The following is a 20,298-nucleotide window of genomic DNA, read 5'->3' as shown; positions in this document are numbered from 1 at the left end:
CCGATGGCCTGGGCATGTTCCCGACCGGTTCACGGTCAGAACGGCAAAGACCGGGCCACCCGTGCAAGGGGTGGCCCGGTCCGGACGTGCCAGTGGCTCAGCGGTTCACGGAGCGGCGCGACCAGTACGGCTCGATGGCCGCGATCAGCAGGGCGGCGGCACCGATCTGCAGGAAGTGGCGGATCCAGTCGATGCCCCGGGTGTCCTCCACGCCGAGAGCGCCGGCCAGGGCGTTGCCGATGACTGCGCCGAGGATGCCGAGGACGATGGTCAGCCAGAGGGGGATGTACTGCTTGCCCGGCAGAACGAGTCGGGCGAGGCAGCCGATGATCAGACCGGCAATGATGGCCCAGATGAACGACATGACGGGGAAAGAACCTTCCGATGGGCTGAAAGTAGTGTCCCGGTGGGATGCAACAACCGTACTTAGTGGTTCACAGGCTCGCATTTCGGTGGCTATTCCGTACCTCTGAGCTGGGAATTCAGCTCAGAATAAGGTTTTCCCGCGGCCGCATCGCACCACACCCCTTCTTCCGGTGCCTGGCGCAGGGTTTGCTGATGCCTGGAAGGTAAGGCGGATGCCGGCCGCATTCGGAAACTCGGAAAAGACCGGGGATGCGTTCGCTCATCGTGCTCCGGCTCTTCTTGGTCAGGTTCCACTCTGCTGTGACCGTCGTCGCTCGTCTATGACCGCCGGATCTCGGAAAACGACCGGTAACCGCTTTCCGCAAAGTCGTTGACGCGGGTGAAATGCCCGGGCAAAGCTGTGGCCCGCACACCTGAATCGATTCATCGGAAGCGCCGTCCCAGAAGCGAACAGCGCTTACCCAGCCGATCCGGCCCGCAGCAAGATCCGCGCGCTCCGGACACGAGATCCAGTGCTCGAGGAGACCCAGTGACGAGTCCCCGGTCCTACCGCCCCGATGGCCCCCTTCCGCTCGACCCAGCCACCCCGCGGGGTGCCGGTCGCAGAAACGGTGCCCACCGGCGTCCTCAAACAAAACTGCTCAGGGGAGTGCTGGCCGCCACCGCCGGGCTCGGCCTGATCCTGACCGGAACCGGCACCGCGACGGCCGCCCCGGCCAAGGCCCAGCTCGAGAAGCTCGACCGCGGCCTGGTCGCCGCCACCACCGACGAAGGCGTGTTCCTGAGCTGGCGCCTGCTCGGGGAGGAGGCCACCGGCCATTCCGCGACCGGCCTGACCGGCACCGACTTCAACGTGTACCGGGGCGGCAAGAAGATCGCCACGGTCAAGGACAGCACGAACTACCTGGACAAGGCCGGCGACCCGAAGGCCACCTACCGGGTGGTGCCGGTGCGCAAGGGCTCGGAGTTCGGCAAGAGCGCCAGCGTGAAGGCCTGGACCGGCGAAAGTGTCGACCTGCCGCTGAAGAAGCCGGCCGACGGCACCACGCCCGCCGGAGAGGCCTACACCTACTCGGCCAACGACATGAGCGTGGGCGACGTGGACGGCGACGGCGAGTACGAGTACGTGGTCAAGTGGGACCCGAGCAACGCCAAGGACGTCTCGCAGGTCGGGTACACGGGCAACACCTACATCGACACCTACCGCATCGACGGCACCCTGCTGCATCGCATCGACCTGGGGGTGAACGTCCGGGCCGGTGCGCACTACACGCAGTTCCTGGTCTACGATTTCGACGGCGACGGCCGCTCGGAGATGATGTTCAAGACCGCCCCCGGCACCAAGGTCACCCGCTACGACAAGGCCGGGAAGGTGACCTCCGAAAAGTTCGTCACCCTGCCCAAGAAAGATGTGCAGGCCGGGTACGCCAACTCCGACGACTACCGGCTCAGCAAGGCCGGCTACTACCAGCACGTGGTGAAACTGTTCCAGGGCTGGGACAAGCACCCGCAGGTGGTGGCGGGCAACTGGCCCAAGACGCTGGAGCAGGCCTTCGGGATCGAGCCGCAGTACCAGTACCCGCTCAGCACGGCCGACGCCGAGAAGCTGACCGACTACTTCATGGACGTGTACGCCCCTTCCCGCAGCGCCCGCAACGTGCTGCGCAACTTCGAGGGCTTCATCGTCGACGGCCCGGAGTACCTGACCGTCTTCGACGGCGCCACCGGCAAGGAACTGCAGACCGCCGACTACAAGCCCGGCCGCACCGACGACGGCCTGCTGTGGGGCGACTACGCGATGGCCCGGATCGAGCCGGGCAACCGGGTCGACCGCTTCCTCAGCGGGGTCGCCTACCTGGACGGCCGACGTCCCTCGGCGGTCTTCGCCCGTGGCTACTACACCCGCACCACGCTGGTGGCCTACGGCTGGAACGGCAAGAAGCTCACCGAGCAGTGGTTCGTCGACAGCGGCTTCGCCCCGATGAAGAACCCGTTCAACGACTCCCCGCACGGGGTGGACGGCACCAGCAAGGAGTTCGGCAAGCTCACCACGCAGGGCTTCCACTCGCTCAGCGCGGCCGATGTGGACGGCGACGGCAAGCAGGAGATCGTCTACGGCAGCGCCACGATCGACCATGACGGAAGCCTGCTGTACTCGTCCTTCGCCGAGATGCCGGCCGGGAGCGCCACTCCGGGCGTGAGCGCGCGGCTGGGTCACGGCGACGCCATGCACGTGACCGACATCGACCCCGACCGGCCGGGCCTGGAGATCTTCACCGTGCACGAGGGCGCCACCTCCGCCCCCTACGGCCTGGCGATGCGCCAGGCCGAGGACGGCAAGGTGCTCTTCGGCACCTACTCCGGCCGGGACACCGGGCGCGGCATGATCGGTGACGTACTGCCGGAGGAACGCGGCCTGGAGTCGTGGGCCAGCATGCCCGGTGGCTCGGAGGCGCTGGGCCTGCACACCGCCAAGGGCAAGGTGGTCACCAGCACGATCCCCGGCACCAACCAGAGCATCCGCTGGGCCGGTGACCTGACCACGCAGATCCTCAACGGCTCGGGCACGGCCACGCCCACGGTCGACGACTGGAAGCGCGGAAACCTGCTCACCGCCACCGGAACGCTGGCCAACAACGGCACCAAGGGCAACGCGGGCCTGATCGCCGACGTGTTCGGCGACTGGCGCGAGGAGCTCCTGGTGCGCACCGCCGACAGCACGGCGATCCGGGTCTACCTCAGCACCGAGGTCACCCAGCACAAGCTCTACACGCTGATGCACGACCCGCAGTACCGGGCCGAGGTGGCCCGCCAGCAGACCACCTACAACCAGCCCTCCTACCCGGGCTTCTACCTGGGCGCGGACATGACCGAGGCCGACTGGGCGAAGGTGCCGCTGACCCGGCGCTGATAATCCGTACGTACACAGGAGCCGGTCACGGGACGTTCCCGTGGCCGGCTCCCGCATTTTGAAAGCCTTTCGGGCAGATCTTCGCGTGGGGCCTGCTCGTCGTCGTGTTCTCAAGAGCTTTTACGGACGCCCTTGGGCACCTCGGTGCCCACCGCGACAAGGCGGTTGATCCGCTTTGGGTGACTGTGCCGCCTCCGGCAATCGCTACCGGTGACTGGCGCGGATCACTTCGTAACCGCCCCGCATGTCTCACCTTTCACGCCAGGGGGAAACCCTGTGTGCGAAAAACCGGCCAATGTGGGAATGTTCGCCCCGTAGGTCGGCACCGAGTCCGTGCCGGCCCGATACATCCGGGAGGGGAACCCAACGTGCGTGCTCGTGCGCTCAGAGCGCTCGCGGTCGTCGCGGCCGTGCTGGCAACCACCGTCGGTTGCGGGGCGATACAGGAAAATACTGATGTGCAAGGGGAGCTCGTCAAGGCGGGCTACGCCGAGGCCCGTGGCGGAGTGAAGCTCGCCCTGCCCGTCGAGCTGCCCGAGGGTTACCAGCTGAAGAAGTTCTGGTCGGTGGCCAACGTGTACGACGAGGCGGGGGTGCGGACCTCGATCGCCCGCAGCGCCGAGTTCGACGGGCCGCAGGGCCCGGTGCGGGTGTGTGAGGAGGTGGAGTCGGTGCCCGGCCGTCTCTGCCCGAAGTCGAACGCGGGTATCACCGAGAAGAAGGACGGCCTGGTGCGGTCGGTGTCGGTGGACGGCGGCGAGAAGGCCGACCCGCGGGCGGTCTGGGGAGAGGTGCACTACTCGGCCGCTCTCGAGGACTGGTCCTGGATGGCCGGCGCCTGACCTGGGCCCTCTGTTCCAGAAAGTCGTGATTCGGGAGAACCGACCCCGTCGCCCGTGCGTCCAAGCAGGGCGCCGGGGTCGGCCCGGCCGTCACGCGAGGGGGAACCATGCGTCGAGTTCTGATGGCTCTGGGCATCACCACGGCTCTGCTGACCGGAACGGCCCTGGCCGCCGATGCCGCTCCGAAGACCGGCTCCTGCGTCACCATCGAGGAGTTCGCCAAGGTCAGGGAGGGCGTGTCGAAGGCGTCGGTGGCCAAGACGTTCGGCACGAAGGGCAAGCGGGTCTCGATCGGGACCGACCAGGACGACCACACGGTCGAGGGCCGCAGCTACAAGGTGTGCAAGATGGTCGCCGCCAAGGTGACCGTCGAGTTCGTCTCCGGCGGCGGCCTGGCCACCACCAAGGTCGGCTACGCGCAGGAGAAGGCGTGGGTGCAGCACTGGCAGCGCGCTGAGCCTGCGTAGCTACGGGGAGTGGGTGACGACCGCTCAGGCAATTGGGATTATCACGAACTGTGTGGCATATTCCTGAATGCGGAGCGGGGGTGCTCCGCTGACTCACCGAATGCCGAAGGGCGGGGTTCAGCGATGGCAGATCTGGAGCGCCGGATGATCATGGTGGAAGAGGTACTCGGGCTCGAGGACGGGGTCGTCACGGCGCCGGAGGGTAGCCTCATTGCCGTGGTGCGATCTCACAGCAGAATTCTCGAGGTGCAGCAGGATCATCTGGCCGAGTTGCGCCAGGGGCAGCACAGGGTGCAGGACGAGGTGACCGGCCTGCGGATCGATGTCCGTGAGCTGAAGGTCGGTCAGGACGAGCTGCGGGCCGATGTGCGCGAGCTGAAGACCGATGTCCAGGTCCTGAAGACCGATGTTCAGGTCTTGAAGACCGATGTTCAGGTCCTGAAGACCGATGTTCAGGTCCTGAAGACCGATGTTCAGGTCTTGAAGACCGATGTCCAGGACCTGAAGACCGATGTTCAGGTCTTGAAGACCGATGTCCAGGACCTGAAGGCGGGTCAGGAGGAGCTCAAGATCGGCCAGGCAGAGATCCGGGCCGAACAGGTGGAGATGAAGGCGGAGATCGGAGGGCTTAAGGCAGACACCCAGCGCATCATCGGGATGATCACCGATCTGGCGATGCGCGTGGCGCCCGGCCGAGAGTAGCCGCAGAATCGTCTCGTTGTTGGTGCCCCGCTGCCAGCTGACGGCGGGGCACCAACGCTTTTGGCGGGAATGTCGGGGCATCAACCCGGCCGCCCAAGTGAGGACTGGTCCTGGCTGGTCGCTGCCTGGTCTGATCTGCGGATGGACCGCCCGATGAACGGCAGCTGGAACCTGCGTGTCCGCCTCGTGCCACCGCCCCAGGCGGGGCCGACCGGGGCGGTCACCCGGGTCGGGGCGACGTCGTTGGCGATGATGCATCTGGGCGGTCTGCCGCTGTCTTTCAGCAGGTACGCGGTCGACGCGGACGAGCTCACGGTGCTGCTGACGGTGATCGACGAGGACCGCTCGGCGGAGGACATCCAGGCGGTGGCGCAGACCGCGGGCATCGCCCTGATGGAGTCGGCGCCCGAGCTCGCAGACTGGTTGTATCAGGTAAAAGTGTCGGAATGTCCGGATCCGCGGTTGGACAGTCCGGTTACCGCCGAGCCGGAGCCTGGAGTGCCGGACCACCAGGCCTCGATCTACGCCGCCGCCGGCCTGCTGCGCGGTCTGCCCGCCGCCGCGCTCACCACCGAGGACCTGGACGGCCCGGGCGGCCCGGCCCGCGGGGAGGCCCTGCGCCGCGCCGAGGCCCTGGCCGGCTGCCTGATCCAGGGCGCCGACCTGATGCTCGACCAGCTCTTCGACGAACTGCACCTGCTCGAGGCCGCCTACGAGGACGCCCTGGAGAACGGCGAGAGCGGGATCCCGCTGGGCCTGGAGTTCGACGACCTGCCCCAGCTGGCCGGCCTGCCCGCCCGCTACCGCGAGCGCTACACCCCGGAGTGGGTGCGGGCCTTCGTCGTGGCCGTCATCGACCTGACCACGCGCCTGACCGGGGCCTGGTGCGAACCCGCCTGCCTGGCCCAGGACCTGGCGTTCTACCGACTCCTCGACACCGCCGAGGAGATTGCCGACGCGGTCCAGATCGACCTGCCCCCGCAGTGGCGCGAACTGCTCCTGAGCACCCTGGTCACCAAGCCCGAGGCCGCGCTGCTCTACGAGCTGGACGACGACCTCGACGACCTCAGCGACCCGGCCGAGCCCATCGACGCCGACGTGTCCCTCGCCTTCGACAGCTGGCTCACCCCCTACGACCCCGAGCGCACGCTGCCGCCCTACCTCGTGCCGTACCCGACCGACTGAGCGCTAATCCATGCGGTCCCGGCGCCTCAGCAGACCCTCGCTGAAGTAGCTCACCTTCGATCCCCGAGGAAGGTGGCCGGTCAGCTGAGACACGAGAGCCAACCCCAGCCGGTCGAGCCGGTCGATCTCAAGGCGCGTCCCGGGCTGACCCCGTTGCTCAGGGCTCATCTGAATAATTGCCTGATATTGGCCGTTCCAGGCTCGCAAAGATTCTCGGAGAGTCGGAGGAAGCCCCAACTCGTCGTCGCTCACGGCCCCTCTTTCGAGCTCCACGAGGCTGGGGGACAAATAGTCGGCGGAGAGGGTCAGATAGAGCACCTTTTTCCAATCACTGCGACAACCGAGGCCCGCCCGATGACAACGATGATTCGACCACCCGAGGTCGGCCGTTGCGGTCTCGCGGGACTTTCTCAACGGTGCTCAGCGCGGCAACATTACGAATCGTCCGGCGGTGGTCAGAACGGCCAGTCCTGCGACCGGCCAACCTCGAGCAGCGGGATCATGGCGAAGGCGGCGTCGCTCAGCCCGCCGAAGACGTGCCGGTTGGCGTTGCCCGAGGGAGCGTGGCCGACCCGGTAGCCGGCCAGGTTCCAGGTGTACATGGGCACGTGGGGTGGCACGGCCCGGTCCACGTCCTGGCCGTGGGCCACCTGCTCGTCGGTCACCACGACCACCCGGTCGTGCCCGGCGTAGTGCTTACGCAGGGCCTCGGCCGTGTAGGTGCCGCCCAGTTCCTCGAACTCCTCGAGCACCCGCAGCACCGACCGGCCCTTGGTGAAGGCGACCTGGTGGCTCTTGAAGCCGAACTGCACGAGGTCGGCCTGCTCGGCCCGTACCGCGAGGGCGGTGCCGAAGATCGCGGCTGCATCGGCCCGGATCAGGTCGGAGCGCTGCGACAGCGGTGCCCACATCGAGCCGGAGCGGTCCACCAGCACCAGCGTGCGGCCCGGGAGGGCCGGCACGTTGGCCAGGCTCAGGTTGAGGGCCTGCTCCAGCGGCTGCGCCCAGCGCGAGGCGGACGCGGCCCGGGAGGCAGCCAGGAACCGGAACGGCAGCTGACGCGATCGGGCGACGCTCGGCCGGCTGGTCAGCATGCGCACGACCGGGGCCACGTCAGCGTCGCTGAGCCCGGCCTGGTCGAAGTTGCGCAGGTTGCGCAGCCGCGCCATGAAGCCCATCGACGGCAGCACCGCCCGCCAGGTCTGCTCGTCCATCGGACCACCCACCCAGCCGGACAGCTCCTCCCAGGTGACCCCGGCGTCCTTCAATTTCGCCGGTGCGTCAGCGCCACCCAGGAAGGAGCGCCGCTGCTGCGCGGGAATGTTGTCGAGCGCGAGGTTGGCCCGGATCATCGGTAGCTGATCCAGGTCGGCCCGGATCTCGTCCGGGTGATGACGGCGGTCGAGCAGGTACTGGTACAGCTGGCCCTGCGCCGGAGTCTGGGCCGAGGGGTGCGCGAGCTCGATCACGTCGCCCAGGCGGATGCCCCGGCTCTTGCCGTCGTACTTCAGTGCGGCGTACTCGGTGAAAAGCCGCGCCACGGCGTCTGCTACGCCACGCTGCACCCCGCCCGGCAGTGTCACCCGGCCCGTGCGGAGCTTCCAGTACCCGATGAACTCGACCGGCTCGTCCGCGCGGAGCATCGCTGCCGAGATCACCGAACGCACCGAAGGTGCCTGCGCGCGAACCGGATCCGGCGCCGTGCGCAGCGTCAGGGCGTACTCGGCCGCCATCACGACCGCGGCCGAACGCATGTTCATGACGCCCCGCAGGTACGGAACGAAACGCGCCACCCACGAAGGGTCCTCGAGCGTCACCGCCCGCACCAGCGTCCGAAAACGCTCGTCGCGCTCCCGGCTGCCCTCGTAGAACGAGTCCTCGGACACCATGTTCGAGACGGCGAGCAGGAACAGTTCCGCCTTGGCACTGCGCCGGAAACCCCGACCGCCCTCGTGCGTGGACGCGCGGCCGGGGCTGCTGCGCACCGGAGAGGCGACCGCGGCCCGGCCCGCGGCCTTCGACGAGAACTTGGTCATGACGCTTCCTGTTCAGGACGTGCTCACAACCGGATCCCGAGATCCTGGGCGACGAAGGTACAAGCTGCTCTACCAGGCTGAGCTACACCGGGGCGTTGGTCCCGGCGACGGGATTCGAACCCGCGACATGCCGATTAGGAGTCGAAGTAACCCGCGTCTGCGCTTCGGGATCCGGTTGTGAGCACGAGTTCGGTGTCGGCGAGGGGTCTCTCACCGGCGCTTCGTGCCGGACCAAGACTCCCAGGCTCTTTCCGGGCGCAGCAAGCGAATTACCCGCGGGAGGCGTGCGGTGCGCCGATGCCCGGGTCGATCTGCGCCGGCCCGTGCACCGAGGGTGTCACCGGGAAGTCGAAGATCGCGGTGGGCAGATACACCGTGGCACAGGCGTTGGGGATGTCGACCACGCCCGAGAACCGCCCCTCGATCGGCGCGGCGCCCAGGATCAGGTAGGCCTGCTCCGGCGAGTAGCCGAACTTGGTCAGGTAGTCGATGGCGTGCAGGCAGGCCCGCTGAAAAGCCAGCTGTGAGTCGAGATAGCGCTGCTCACCGTCGAGCGTGACCGAAGTTCCCGAGAACGCCAGCCAGTCCGAGTAGACCGGCCCTTCGTTCCCGGGCATGAAGATCGCGTTCTCCGAGACCCCGTACGTGCTCATCCCGCCCGGGATCAGGTCGACCCGCAGATCGATGAAGCCACCCATCTCGATCGCCCCGCAGAACGTGATCTCCCCGTCGCCCTGGGAGAAGTGCAGATCACCGACCGAGAGGTTCGCGCCGTCGACGAACACCGGATAGAACACCCGCGAGCCGCGCGTCAGGTTCTTGATGTCCTGGTTGCCGCCGTTCTCACGAGGCGGTGCGGTGCGGGCTGCTTCGGCGGCGGCCCGGGTGAAGGCGTCTCCGGTCAACGACCCGAGGACGGCGTCGGTGGGCAGAGGGGGCAGCGCCAGCGGGGGGACGCGGTTGGGATCGGTTGCGATCAGGGCGCCTTCGCGGGCGTTCCACTTGGCCAGCAGGGCCGCAGACGGCGCCGTGCCCATCAGACCCGGGTGCATGATTCCGGTGAACGAAACCCCCGGGACATGGCGGGAAGTCGCGACATGGCCGCTGAAGTCCCAGATCGCCTTGTACGCGTCGGGGAAGCGCTCGGTGAGGAAGCCGCCGCCGTTGTCGGTGGCGAAGATGCCGGTGTAGCCCCAGCCCTGCCCGGCCAGCGGCCCGCTGTCTTCCTGCGGGATCGGGCCGACGTCGAGGATGTCGACGACCAGCAGATCGCCGGGTCTGGCGCCCTGCACGGCGAACGGTCCCGAAAGACAGTGCACGGTGCTCAGCGGTGCGTTCAGGATGTCCTCGGCCGAGTCGTCGTTGACGATCGCGCCGTCGAACCATTCGCGCACGTGCACCCGGAACTCGTCGCCCGGCCGCACGGTCACCGCCGGCGGGATGTCGGGGTGCCAGCGGTTGTGGCCCACCTTCTCCTGGTCGGTGAAACGCTTCGTCGAGTCGAGGGGGTACAGCAGTTCGGGCATGTAGATCCTCCTTCGAAGAGCGAACTAAGGACGAGGGAGCTGGGCATGGCGGGGATCGCGGCTCACGCGGTGGCCGGGTCCGGGTGGAGGCTGCCGGACCACGGCGGGCTCGTGAGCGCTGCGGTGAGTGGCTTCGACGGCACGGGCGACGGGGGAGGAGCCGCGACCCGGTGAACCACCGGGGCGCCGGGCGGCCGGTTCCGCGCAGTCCGGGCAGGCCAGGGACGGGGGCACGGTGCTCATCGGGAAGGTGCGCTCGAACGAACCGCAGGCACTGCAACGGAATTCGTACAGTGGCATGGCACCTCCGCGACGACGGGCCCATCCGGTAGGACATCACCGGTGCCCGCGGTTGGCAAGGGTTTGCCGGTTTGGACCGGATTCCGGAGCTGATCACAAGAGGCCCTTCGGCCTCACTTGTGCCAGCCTGTTCCCGAAACGCCCAACGGAGAGCATTTAGGAAGCGAACCCACAATGCCGTCAGTTCTCGACCGTGAACGCACCGTAGCCCCTCCCGGTTACAACCGGTGGCTGGTGCCTCCCGCCGCGCTCGCGGTGCATCTGTCGATCGGTGAGGTCTACGCGTTCAGCGTGTTCAAGGGCCCCCTGGTCACCCACTTCGACTCCAGCCTGACAGCGATCGGGATCGTGTTCTCGATCGCGATCGTCATGCTCGGGCTGTCGGCCGCTTTCGGCGGGACCTGGGTGGAGCGCAACGGCCCGCGCAAGGCGATGGCCGTCTCGGCGCTCTGCTGGGTCACCGGCTTCCTGGTCAGCGCGCTGGGCGTGGCCTCGAACCAGCTCTGGCTGGTCTACCTGGGCTACGGCGTGATCGGCGGGATCGGCCTGGGCATCGGGTACATCTCCCCGGTGTCCACGCTGATCAAGTGGTTCCCCGACCGGCCCGGTCTGGCCACCGGCCTGGCCATCATGGGCTTCGGTGGTGGGGCACTGGTCGCCTCCCCGCTGACCAGTGAACTGCTGGCGCGCTACGCGGACGCTCCGGAAGACGCGATCGCCCCGACCATGCTCACGCTGGCCGTGATCTACGCGGTGATGATGGCGCTGGGCGCCTGGGTGATCCGGGTTCCGGCCGCCGACTGGACGCCTCCGGGCTTCAGCTCCGCCTCGGCCGTGACCGCTGCTGCCCGTCGCCCCGGTCTGGGTGGGGGAGCGCCGGCTGACCTGACGGCCGACCAGGCCATCCGCACGCCGCAGTTCTGGCTGCTCTGGACGGTGCTGTTCTGCAACGTCACCGCGGGCATCGGCATCCTCGAGCAGGCCGCGCCGATGATCCAGGACTTCTTCTCCGACGTGGACGCCACCGAGGCCGCAGGCTTCGTGGGTCTGCTGTCGCTGTGCAACATGGCCGGCCGCTTCGTCTGGTCCACCACCTCCGACACCATCGGCCGCAAGCCCGTCTACGCGGTCTACCTCGGTGTCGGGGCTCTGCTGTACCTGGTGCTGGCGCTGAGCGGCACCAGCAGCGTGGGCCTGTTCGTGGCCACCGCCTGCCTGATCCTGAGCTTCTACGGCGGCGGCTTCGCCACCATCCCGGCCTACCTGAAGGACCTCTTCGGTGGTCTGCAGGTCGGCGCCATCCACGGCCGGCTGCTGACCGCCTGGTCGGCCGCCGGGGTGGCCGGGCCGCTGGTGGTCAACGCCGTGGCCGACGCCCAGATCGCCGACGGCAAGGAGGGCGCGGACCTGTACACGCTGTCCTTCGCCATCATGGTGGCGATCATGGTGGTCGGATTCGTGGCCAACGCCCTGGTGCGCTCGATCGGCAGTGCCCGGCAGACCGCCCCGGCGGCCGCCGGAGACGCGATTCCCGGTAAGACGGCCTGATTTTCGGAAGACGAGGAACGCGATGAGTGACGAAGTGAAGGCCGCTGGTACCCAGGGTGCGGCGGTCGCCGCGATCGCCCTGTGGGTGATCGTCGGTGTGGCACTGGCCTACGGCATCTTCGAGACCGCGCAGAAGGTGACCGCCCTGTTCGGAGGCTGAACACACAAGAAGGGGGTCCCACCCGGGTTCGGGTGGGACCCCCTTCTTCGCGTTCGGGCGACTTACGAGCTGTGTTCCGGCTCGACCGGCCGGACGGGCTCACCCGGGTCACCGGGTTCGCGCGGCTCTCCCGGTTCCCGCTTCTCGCCGGAGTGACCGGGAGGAGCAGTGTCCCCGTGCCCGGGCCACCAGGCCGCGTGGCCCAGCAGCGCGGTCAGGGCCGGGGTGAAGAACATCGACATCACGAACGCGGCGATGAAGATGCCGAACGACACCGCGAAGCCCATCGTGGTCAGCAGCGAGTTGCCGGCCAGCATCAGCGAGGCGAACGTGCCGGCCAGGATCACACCGGCCGCGGCGATGGTCGGGCCGGCGTGCTCGACCGCCTTCGCCGCCGCGTCCCTCGGGCTCCGGCCGTCCCGGGCCTCCTCGCGCAGCCGGGCCACCATCAGGATGTTGTAGTCGGTGCCGAGCGCGACCACGAACAGGTAGATGTAGATCGGCAGCAGGAAGATCAGGCCTTCCTCGCCCTTGATGTTCTGGAAGACCAGGACGGCGGCGCCCAGGGTGGCGGCGAAGCCGAGGCCGACCGAGAGCATCAGGTACCAGGGCGCGACCAGGCTGCGCAGCAGCACCGCCAGGATCAGGAAGATGATCACGGCGGCGACCGGGAAGACCACCGAGTAGTCCCGGTTCATCGCGGCCTGGAAGTCGACGAACACCCCGGCGGTGCCGGCCACGTAGGCGACCGTCCCCTCCGGTGCCGCCTCGTCGGCCGCCGGGCGCAGGTCGTCCTTGACCGTCGCCAGCGCCGCGTCGGAGGCCGAGTCGTTCTCCAGGATGGTCATGATCATCGCGGTGCTGGGGTTGTCTGGGGAGATCACCGGATCGGTGACCTGCCCGACGCCGTCGACCGCGGCGATCTGCTCGCTGAACGTGGCCACCGCGTCCTCGGCCAGCGCCTGACCGTCGTTGCGGTGCAGCACGATCGGCGTCGGGTCGGTCGCCCCGGCGCTGAAGCCCTTCTCCTCCATCGTCGCGGTGGCGGTGGCCGACTCCACGTCGGAGGCCGAACTGCTCTCGCCCAGGTCGAAGCTGGGCTGGAACTGCAGGGCGAACACCGACAGCACGATCAGGAACGCACCCGAGCCCGCCGCGTAACGCACCGGGTGCCGGCCCAGCGAGGCGCCGACGGCCGCGAACCGGGTGCCGCGCGGCGGCTCCCGCCACTTCTTCGAGGGCCAGAACAGCGCCCGGTTCAGCACCGTCACCGTGGCCGGAACCAGGGTGAGCGCCGCGACCGCGGTGACCGCGACCGCGATCGCCAGTGAGGGACCGATCGACTGGAAGATCCCCAGGGTGGAGAGCACCAGCGTCATGAATGCCACGAACACCGCGCCACCGGCCGAGGCGATGGCCTCACCGGCCCGCTCGATCGAGCGGGCCACCGAGGCCCGGTGCTCGATGCCGTCGCGCCGGGCCTCGCGGTAGCGGTAGAGGAAGAACAGGATGTAGTCGGTCCCGATACCGAACAGCACCACGATCAGGATGACGCTGGTGGACGGGTCGTGGTTGAGGTCGAACGCCTTCTCCACCATCGAGATCAGGCCGCCGGCGACGGCCGAGACGATGCCGACCAGCACCAGCGGCATGAACGCGATCAGCACGCTGCGGAAGATGATCCCGAGCAGCACGACGATCAGCAGGATGGTGGCCACGAACACGATGGCCTCGGCGTTCTGGCCGGACTGGGTCTGGTCGTAGGCCTGGGCCAGCGAACCGGTGACCCCCTCGTTCAGCCCGGACCCCTCGACCGCCTCGTCCAAGTCCTCGCGCAGATCGGCGACCTGCTCGAACTCCTCCGGGTCCTGGCCGGTGGCGTCCGGCGCCAGGCCGATGTTGACGATCGCCGCCTCGTTGCTCGGCGAGGGAGTGGGCTGACCCACCGTGCCGAACGCGTCGCCCAGCTGCAGGCTCTGGGTGATCTCACCGATCTTGGCCAGGTCCTGCTCGGTCAGTGCGGCGCCGTCGCTGCGGTCGAAGACGATCGTGGCGCCCGCCTGTTCCTGCTGCGGGAAGGCGTCCTCGATCAGCTCGTAGCCCTTGATCGAGTCGTAGCTGTTGGGCAGGAAGTCGGCCTGGTCGGTGGTGGCGGTCACGGTCGGCGCCGTGGCCACCACCAGGACCGCGAAGACCACCCAGGAGCCGAGGACCCACCACGGGCGCTGGGCCACGAGGTGCCCCAGACCTCTGAAAACGCGATTCACTGCTTACCCCTCCATCGCACGCCCTACGGCGCGCCATCACCGGGTCTGCGTGCAGACACGGCAAAAGCCCCATACGTAACACGAGGACCCTACTAAGGCCGGGGGATCAGATCCCACGGAATATTGCAAGGGCCGTCGGGCGACCAGCATGCCGTTGGTGGGCACCGGCACACGGGTGTTGGGCTTTCAGAAGAGGGAGGCGGGCGTCAGGTCGTTACGAAAACCGCACATGCGGATGGGGCTGACCCGAGGCGCTTTCGCTGGATCCTGGGGCCCGGGGGAACGGGCCCCAGGATCGGTCAGCGTTCGTTCAGCGGGCGTACACCTCCACCTCGGACGCCTGCCCGGCCGGCCAGGCGGTGTTGGCCGTGAAGGTCAGGCGCAGGTAGCGGGTGTTCGTGGAGGGGACGGCGATCGTGACGCTGTTGCCGGTGGCCGGGTCGAACTTGTACGACTTGGCCGCCACGACGCTGGAGTAGGAGGTGTTGTCGGTGGAGCCGGACACGGCGATGGTCTGGCTGCGAGCACCCCAGGCGGCCGGGGGCGGGAGCTTGACCACGGCCCGGCCCACCGCCTGAGCTGAACCGAGATCGACGGTGATGGACTGCGGGAAGGCGTTGTTCGAGCTCTCCCAGTAGGTGGAGGTGTTGCCGTCGACCGCGTTGGTGGCCCGGTAGACGTCAGTGAAGCTGGTGGCGTTGACGTTCTTGCCGGCGGCCAGGTTGCCGTTCGCCGGGGGCGTGGTCGTGGTCGGCGTGGGGGTAGGGGTGGTCGGCGTGGGCGTCGGGTTGTTGTTGCCGCCGCTGTAGTTGGGCGCGGGCCACGGGCCGCAGTAGGGGGTACCGGTGTACCAGCCGGAGTTGCCGGCGCCCTGCGTGATGGTGAAGCCGGAGCCTGTGCAGCTGTAGATCGGGTTGCTGTAGCCGATGTTGGTGGCCTTGACGTTGGTGAAGCTGGCCGCTCCCGGGCTCTGCAGCTGTAGGGCGAAGGTGCCGGTGCCGTTGATGTTCACGTCGGAGAAGCTGACGCCGCTGGTGCTGCCCTCGATGAAATGGATGGCCGAGTAGGAGCTGTCGATGATGTCGGTGTTGCTGACCCGGATGTCGGCCCCGCTGATCGGCTGGTTCAGGCCGTTGAACCAGATCGCCCCGACCCCGAAGTTCCAGTTGTAGTCGGAGTTACCGGCCCGGATCAGGGTGTTGCCGCTGATCGTGAACCGGCCCTGCACGGCGGTACTGCCCTGGACACCGGGGTAGCGGTTGCCGACGTGGATGCCACCGCCGTTGGTGACGGTGTCGGACACGACGTTGTCGGTGACCGAGATGTCCTCGCCGCCGTAGACGGCGATGTTGTTGGCCAGCACCGGGACCACGACGGTGTTGCGCGAGAAGGTGTTCCGGACGTTGTCGTCGGTCTCGGCCCACATGGCCAGGCCGTCGTCGCCCATGTTGCGCACGAAGGTGTTGGTCACGGTCGAGTCGGTGACGCCCCGGTGGAAGTTCACCCCGTCGGCGGTCTGGTCCAGGATCCGGCTGTTCCTGATCGTGAAGTTCGTCATCGGGCCGTCCATCCAGGCCCCGACCTTGGTGTGCTGCATCCAGACGTTGTCCACGACGGAGTTGCTCATCGCCCCGCCGATCGCGTTCACCTGGGCGCTGTCGTTGCGCTCCTTGACCTCGCCGAGGATGGCGAAGTCCCGGAGCGTGACGTTCGTGCTGGGCCCGCCCTCGCCCACGTACTTGCCGTAGACCCCTACCCCGGTACCGGTCAGCACGCTGTGCCAGGGGCCGGCTCCGGCGACGGTCACCCCGTCGACGATGATGTGGCCGGTCACCCTGAACGTGCCCTTGGGGATCCAGACGGTCTTGTTCTGGCTGCGGCCGTCGTTCACGGCCCGCTGGACGGCGCTGGTGGCATCGGCGGCCCCGGTCGGATCGGCGCCGTAGCCGGTCACGATGTTGAGCGCACCGGCCGGTGCGCTCGCAGGGGCGGCCACGTTCTCGAAGTCGGCCAGGTCGATGGTGAAGGTGGGGGAGGCGGCGGTGGAGGTCACCCGGACGCGCACCACGCTGCCGGCCGGCAGCGTGCGGTCGAACAGGGTGCGGGCCTCGTCGTAGAAGTGGTGCGGGTTGTTGCCGGGAGAGTTGCTGAACGGGTAACCGCCGTAGTACCAGCCGTATCTGGAGGTCACGGCCAGATCGGTGAGCTTCTGGCCGCCGGTCTCCACGGCCAGTGAGGCGTCCCGCCCGGTGCCTGCCGCGTTATCGGGCAGGCTGTAGCGCAGCACCATCGAGTTGGCGGCGGCGGGAAGGGTGAAGTCCACGTACTCGCCGTTGGCGTCGAGGGTCACCGCCCTGCGTCCGGACGCCTCGGAAGGCAGACGACCGTAGGTGCGGTCTGGGCCGATCACGGTGCCGTTGGTGGCGGCGTCCTCGGCCTCGATCTCGCGGAACGGGACTGAGGCTCCCCGCCCGGGTATGCCGATGGGGGAGATCGCTGCGGACGCGGAGGCCTTCTGCTGGCCGGCCTCGTCCGGGGCGTTGGTCTGAGCTGCAGCGCTCACGGCGGTGACCGTTGCGCAGAGGAGGCCGGTGACCGTCAGGGCGGCCACCGCCCTCCGGCGAACTGTGAACATGGTTGAGCTCCTTTGCTCAAGAGTGCAGCCCACGAGAAAGCGGTCAGGGAAGTGCTTTTCGGATACGCAGGCGCTCTTGAAACGGTAGTCACCCGTAGTGTCCTTTTGCAAGAAATGTATGAATGAAAGAAAGCTGTCGGCATTTCGTCGAATATTGCCGTGTGCGCAGAGGAACCGGGACAGGGACGTCGCTGCTGCTCACGCCTGGGGACGGGCCGCAGAGGGCGGGTGGGCGCTGCTGCGCGTACTCCGGATTGACCACGGGATCCGCCGACGAGCCGGAGCAAGTGTTGCAAGTGGCTTGCGCCTTGGCGTCGGGTTCCTGGCGGTAGGACGGCAAGCGACGGAAAGGGGCCGAGGGCTGATCTGATCAGGTCACGCGGAACACGGGCCACCCGATCTCGGTGCGCCAGGCGGCCGGATCGCTCACGTCCCGAGGGCCGACCAGGTAGACCTCCCGCACCGGCCCCGCCACCGACATCGCGTTCTCCACGACCCAGGTACCGAGCTCGCCGTAGGTGACCTCGATGCCGTTGTGCTCGCCGACATGGGTGGTGACCGCCAGTTCCGCGGCGGGCAGGGTCGCGGCGTGCACCCGCCCGGTGCCAGGTGGGGCGGCCGTCGGTAGGTAGAGCATCACCTGGCCGCGGCCCTGCTCGAACAGAGCATTGTCGTAGCTGCCTCCCGGAGGCCCGGTCACGGCGTCGCCGACGGCCGCCTGCAGTTCGGCCATTGCACCCGCGTACCAGGCGTCGACATCGCTCTCGCCGATCACGTCGGTCACCGCCGCGACCGTGCGGGCGGGCTCGGCGCGCAGCTCGACCTCGATCGGAGCGGGGGCGGGTCGCAGCAGGCGACGCAGTGACGCGACCGCGGCCCGGGTGCGATCGAGCTCAGCCTCCAGCCGCTGGAGGTGATCCGCGACCAGGGTCGCGCGGACACCCGGGTCCGGGGACCGCAGGATCCGCTGCACGTCACCCAGGGGCACGTCGAGTTCGCGGAGCCGGTTGATGACCTGCGCGGTCGGGATCTGCTCGACGGCGTAGTAGCGGTAGCCGGTGCTCTCGTCCACCACCGCGGGCTCCAGCAGGGCACCTTCGTGATAGCGGCGCAGGGTCCGCACGCTCAGGTGGGTCAGGCGCGAGAACTCTCCGATGGTCAGCACCCCCGCAGTCTGGACCCTCTCCCCGGGGGAGAGTCCAGCGCTTGACCCTCCGCTGACGCGAGGTCCCACGGTGGGCTCATGACACAACACGGCAACCTCCGGTCCGACTCCCTCCCCAGCACAGTCCGAGAATTCCTGGCCGCCCACATCGCTCGCGACGCCGGCACGGCCCTGTCCTTCCTCGCCGAGGACGCGGTGATCGTCGACCAGAGCGAGTCCTTCCGTGGCCGGGAGCAGATCCGCGCATTCCTGAGCGACGCCGGCTCCGAGTTCCAGTACACGACCGAGCAGATCGGTGCGGCCCGCGTCGACGACGACCACTGGGTGGTGACCCTTCGCCTCGAAGGAACCTTCCCGGGCGGCGTGGCCGACCTCGGCTACCGGTTCTCGCTCCGCGACGACGTCATCAGCGAACTCGTCATCGCCAATCACGGATCCTGACCGGAGGAAATGCAATGTCCGTTTCGGACCGAGACCGTCTCGACGGGCGCCGGGCGCTGGTCACCGGCGGGTCGAAGGGCTCAGGCAAGGCCGTGGTCGAAAGGCTGCGGGAGCTGGGGGCCGACGTCTACGTGACGGCTCGCACGATGCCCGAGGGGTACGAACACCCTGAGCGGTTCATCGCCGCCGACACCTCGACGATCGAGGGCGCGCGGACCGTGGCGGCCCGGATCGCCGAGACCGGGGGCGCCCTGGACATCCTGGTGCACGTCGTCGGTGGGGCCTCGACGCCGTCCGGTGGCTTCGCGGTCATCACCGAGGAGCAGTGGCTCACCGAACTGAACCTGAACTTCCTGGGAGCGGTGCGCCTCGATCGGGCTCTTCTGCCGGCGATGATCGGGGCCGGATCGGGCGTGGTGGTGCACTTCACCTCGATCCAGCGCGAACTACCCCAGTACGAGGCATCTTTGGCCTACGCGGCGGCGAAGGCCGCGCTGCGTACCTACAACAAGGGACTCGCCAACGAGCTCGCCCCGCACGGCATCCGCGTCAACGCCGTCAGCCCCGGCGGAATCCAGACCGAAGCCTACGAGCGGTTCGTGGACCGGATCGCCGAGGGCAACGGCATCAGCCGCGAGCAGGCCAAGCAGAACATCTACGACTCCCTGGGCGGCGTGCCCCTGGGACGGTTCGCCGAGACCGAGGAGATCGCCGACCTGGTCGGGTTCCTGGTCTCCGACCGCGCCTCGGCCATCGTGGGCGCCGAGTACGTGATCGACGGCGGAACAGTCCCGACCGTCTGAAGAGCCTGAACCGTCTGGAGGAGAAGACCCATGACCACACAGATCACGAACCCGTCCTCCACCCGGTCGGGCGGGGCGCCACCGCCCTTCGACCCCGAGCTTGCCCCGGTCGCCGAGGTGCTGGCCGGTCTGCGCGCCGCCGACGCCTACCGTCCCGACAACATCCTCGAGCCCAGCCGATGCTCGACGACCGCAATGCTTCGCCTTCGGCTCGGCCGCTGCGCGGCCGGTGGGTTCCACGGATTCGACGTGGTGGCCCCTTCGGCGGCGATCTCCCAGGACGCCGTGGCCGCCCGGGCAGCCTGGCTACGCCGTCAGCTCGCCCGGTAAGCGGCGCAGCTGCCGGCAACGACCCAGCGGCCGGCTACCCCGTAGCCGGCCGCTGGGTCGTCACCGACGATCAGCAGATCGCGCTGATCGCGTTGTCCATGTTCCGCATCGTCCAGGCGCCTCCGGGGCCGTACCAGGTCCGGATCCAGGAGAGGTCCGCGTAGGACTGCTTGTTCGTGACGTAGAAGTACGGGCTCGTGTTGGCAGTCGGCCACCGCGTGCCCATGTACGCCGTCACGATCCGGTTGCTGTCGTTGTTCTTGATCGACGAGACGTGCTCGTCGACCGCGTTGCCGTTGTCGAACTTGTTGTCCACCAGGTAGCGGTCGCAGGGGGACCCGAACTGGTCGTCGTGACCGACCACGAACATCCCGCCCTGGAAGTTGGGCTTCTCGAACAGGCAGAGGCTCTTCGGCGGGCACGTCGATGCTGCCTGCGCGGTCGTGGGGGCGGCGAGGACCGCCAGGATCACCATGGCTGCCGCCGCGAGAGCGGCGCAGGCGGCCCGGATCTGGAAATGCACGTACTGACCTTTCTTTCGAGTGACGGGGCTCGAAGAAAGTTACGCACGGGCACTGGAGATCCACTGGATTGCCGGCAGATTTCGTCTGAGC

18 protein-coding genes are annotated in these 20,298 nt (G+C 68.1%); 10 read left to right on the top strand and 8 right to left on the bottom strand.

Annotated features, from left to right (window positions below):
• Positions 1-97 precede the first annotated feature (97 nt).
• On the bottom strand, positions 98-364 hold the full coding sequence (locus LWF15_RS33295; RefSeq protein WP_232814974.1) for a GlsB/YeaQ/YmgE family stress response membrane protein: 267 nt from the start codon (positions 362-364) through the stop codon (positions 98-100).
• A gap of 639 nt (positions 365-1,003) precedes the next feature.
• Between LWF15_RS33295 and LWF15_RS37130 the strand changes: the two genes are divergently transcribed.
• The 5 genes from LWF15_RS37130 (at position 1,004) to LWF15_RS33270 (ending at position 6,473) form a co-directional block, all read left to right on the top strand.
• The gene (locus LWF15_RS37130) at positions 1,004-3,277 is read left to right on the top strand and encodes a rhamnogalacturonan lyase (protein ID WP_408624540.1); all 2,274 of its coding nucleotides are present in this window, start codon (positions 1,004-1,006) and stop codon (positions 3,275-3,277) included.
• Positions 3,278-3,735: 458 nt separating this feature from the next.
• A complete protein-coding gene (locus LWF15_RS33285) occupies positions 3,736-4,119 on the top strand; it encodes a hypothetical protein (protein ID WP_232814973.1) in 384 nt (127 codons plus the stop codon).
• Between the two features lie 107 nt (positions 4,120-4,226).
• Positions 4,227-4,586, top strand: a complete 360-nt coding sequence (locus tag LWF15_RS33280; RefSeq protein WP_232814972.1) for a hypothetical protein — start codon at positions 4,227-4,229, stop codon at positions 4,584-4,586.
• Between the two features lie 9 nt (positions 4,587-4,595).
• Positions 4,596-5,288 (top strand): hypothetical protein, encoded by a 693-nt coding sequence (locus LWF15_RS33275; RefSeq protein ID WP_232814971.1) that lies wholly within the window; start codon positions 4,596-4,598, stop codon positions 5,286-5,288.
• Between the two features lie 141 nt (positions 5,289-5,429).
• On the top strand, positions 5,430-6,473 hold the full coding sequence (locus LWF15_RS33270) for a hypothetical protein (RefSeq protein WP_232814970.1): 1,044 nt from the start codon (positions 5,430-5,432) through the stop codon (positions 6,471-6,473).
• A gap of 455 nt (positions 6,474-6,928) precedes the next feature.
• On the opposite strand, the gene LWF15_RS33265 is transcribed toward LWF15_RS33270, so the two are convergent.
• The 3 genes from LWF15_RS33265 to LWF15_RS38315 form a co-directional block, all read right to left on the bottom strand.
• Positions 6,929-8,509: a TROVE domain-containing protein gene (locus tag LWF15_RS33265; RefSeq protein WP_232814969.1), complete on the bottom strand. Its 1,581-nt coding sequence runs from the start codon at positions 8,507-8,509 to the stop codon at positions 6,929-6,931.
• A 269-nt stretch (positions 8,510-8,778) separates the two neighbouring features.
• A complete protein-coding gene (gene fmdA / locus LWF15_RS33260; protein ID WP_232814968.1) occupies positions 8,779-10,035 on the bottom strand; it encodes a formamidase in 1,257 nt (418 codons plus the stop codon).
• Between the two features lie 24 nt (positions 10,036-10,059).
• The gene (locus LWF15_RS38315) at positions 10,060-10,335 is read right to left on the bottom strand and encodes an FmdB family zinc ribbon protein (protein ID WP_408624533.1); all 276 of its coding nucleotides are present in this window, start codon (positions 10,333-10,335) and stop codon (positions 10,060-10,062) included.
• 174 nt (positions 10,336-10,509) lie between these two features.
• Between LWF15_RS38315 and LWF15_RS33255 the strand changes: the two genes are divergently transcribed.
• Together LWF15_RS33255 and LWF15_RS33250 are read left to right on the top strand one after the other, a co-directional pair.
• Positions 10,510-11,883, top strand: a complete 1,374-nt coding sequence (locus tag LWF15_RS33255) for an L-lactate MFS transporter (protein WP_232814967.1) — start codon at positions 10,510-10,512, stop codon at positions 11,881-11,883.
• Positions 11,884-11,905: 22 nt separating this feature from the next.
• Complete coding sequence (locus tag LWF15_RS33250) at positions 11,906-12,043, top strand: MFS transporter small subunit (RefSeq protein WP_232814966.1); 138 nt, start codon at positions 11,906-11,908, stop codon at positions 12,041-12,043.
• 62 nt (positions 12,044-12,105) lie between these two features.
• On the opposite strand, the gene LWF15_RS33245 is transcribed toward LWF15_RS33250, so the two are convergent.
• The 3 genes from LWF15_RS33245 to LWF15_RS33235 all read right to left on the bottom strand — a co-directional run bounded on the left by LWF15_RS33245 (position 12,106) and on the right by LWF15_RS33235 (position 18,110).
• Positions 12,106-14,310 (bottom strand): MMPL family transporter, encoded by a 2,205-nt coding sequence (locus tag LWF15_RS33245; protein WP_232814965.1) that lies wholly within the window; start codon positions 14,308-14,310, stop codon positions 12,106-12,108.
• Positions 14,311-14,620: 310 nt separating this feature from the next.
• Entirely contained in the window at positions 14,621-16,945 is a 2,325-nt protein-coding gene (locus tag LWF15_RS33240) for a galactose-binding domain-containing protein (RefSeq protein WP_232814964.1), read from the bottom strand.
• Between the two features lie 370 nt (positions 16,946-17,315).
• The gene (locus LWF15_RS33235; protein ID WP_232814963.1) at positions 17,316-18,110 is read right to left on the bottom strand and encodes a MerR family transcriptional regulator; all 795 of its coding nucleotides are present in this window, start codon (positions 18,108-18,110) and stop codon (positions 17,316-17,318) included.
• 78 nt (positions 18,111-18,188) lie between these two features.
• On the opposite strand from LWF15_RS33235, the gene LWF15_RS33230 reads away from it, so the two are divergent.
• From LWF15_RS33230 to LWF15_RS33220, 3 genes are read left to right on the top strand one after another with little or no spacing between them, the layout of a single operon-like run.
• Entirely contained in the window at positions 18,189-18,551 is a 363-nt protein-coding gene (locus LWF15_RS33230) for a nuclear transport factor 2 family protein (RefSeq protein WP_232814962.1), read from the top strand.
• Between the two features lie 14 nt (positions 18,552-18,565).
• Positions 18,566-19,354, top strand: coding sequence for an SDR family oxidoreductase (locus tag LWF15_RS33225; RefSeq protein WP_232814961.1), 789 nt, complete (start codon positions 18,566-18,568; stop codon positions 19,352-19,354).
• A 30-nt stretch (positions 19,355-19,384) separates the two neighbouring features.
• Positions 19,385-19,684 carry a hypothetical protein gene (locus tag LWF15_RS33220; RefSeq protein WP_232814960.1) on the top strand — a complete coding sequence of 100 codons (300 nt, stop codon included), beginning with the start codon at positions 19,385-19,387 and terminating at the stop codon, positions 19,682-19,684.
• Positions 19,685-19,754: 70 nt separating this feature from the next.
• Here LWF15_RS33220 and LWF15_RS33215 read toward each other — a convergent pair whose 3' ends face one another.
• Positions 19,755-20,207 carry a peptidase inhibitor family I36 protein gene (locus tag LWF15_RS33215; protein ID WP_232814959.1) on the bottom strand — a complete coding sequence of 151 codons (453 nt, stop codon included), beginning with the start codon at positions 20,205-20,207 and terminating at the stop codon, positions 19,755-19,757.
• Positions 20,208-20,298 lie beyond the last annotated feature (91 nt).

This window comes from Kineosporia rhizophila, assembly GCF_021277265.1.
Classification (GTDB): domain Bacteria; phylum Actinomycetota; class Actinomycetes; order Actinomycetales; family Kineosporiaceae; genus Kineosporia; species Kineosporia rhizophila.
This window is presented reverse-complemented; position numbering and strand designations above follow the sequence as displayed.

Coding starts and splice junctions, on each gene's coding strand:
- LWF15_RS33295 (WP_232814974.1), bottom strand. CDS start 364: ATGTCGTTCATCTGGGCCATCATTGCCGGTCTGATCATCGGCTGCCTC.
- LWF15_RS33280 (WP_232814972.1), top strand. CDS start 4,227: ATGCGTCGAGTTCTGATGGCTCTGGGCATCACCACGGCTCTGCTGACC.
- LWF15_RS33270 (WP_232814970.1), top strand. CDS start 5,430: ATGGACCGCCCGATGAACGGCAGCTGGAACCTGCGTGTCCGCCTCGTG.
- LWF15_RS33265 (WP_232814969.1), bottom strand. CDS start 8,509: ATGACCAAGTTCTCGTCGAAGGCCGCGGGCCGGGCCGCGGTCGCCTCT.
- fmdA (WP_232814968.1), bottom strand. CDS start 10,035: ATGCCCGAACTGCTGTACCCCCTCGACTCGACGAAGCGTTTCACCGAC.
- LWF15_RS38315 (WP_408624533.1), bottom strand. CDS start 10,335: ATGCCACTGTACGAATTCCGTTGCAGTGCCTGCGGTTCGTTCGAGCGC.
- LWF15_RS33255 (WP_232814967.1), top strand. CDS start 10,510: ATGCCGTCAGTTCTCGACCGTGAACGCACCGTAGCCCCTCCCGGTTAC.
- LWF15_RS33250 (WP_232814966.1), top strand. CDS start 11,906: ATGAGTGACGAAGTGAAGGCCGCTGGTACCCAGGGTGCGGCGGTCGCC.
- LWF15_RS33240 (WP_232814964.1), bottom strand. CDS start 16,945: ATGTTCACAGTTCGCCGGAGGGCGGTGGCCGCCCTGACGGTCACCGGC.
- LWF15_RS33230 (WP_232814962.1), top strand. CDS start 18,189: ATGACACAACACGGCAACCTCCGGTCCGACTCCCTCCCCAGCACAGTC.
- LWF15_RS33225 (WP_232814961.1), top strand. CDS start 18,566: ATGTCCGTTTCGGACCGAGACCGTCTCGACGGGCGCCGGGCGCTGGTC.
- LWF15_RS33220 (WP_232814960.1), top strand. CDS start 19,385: ATGACCACACAGATCACGAACCCGTCCTCCACCCGGTCGGGCGGGGCG.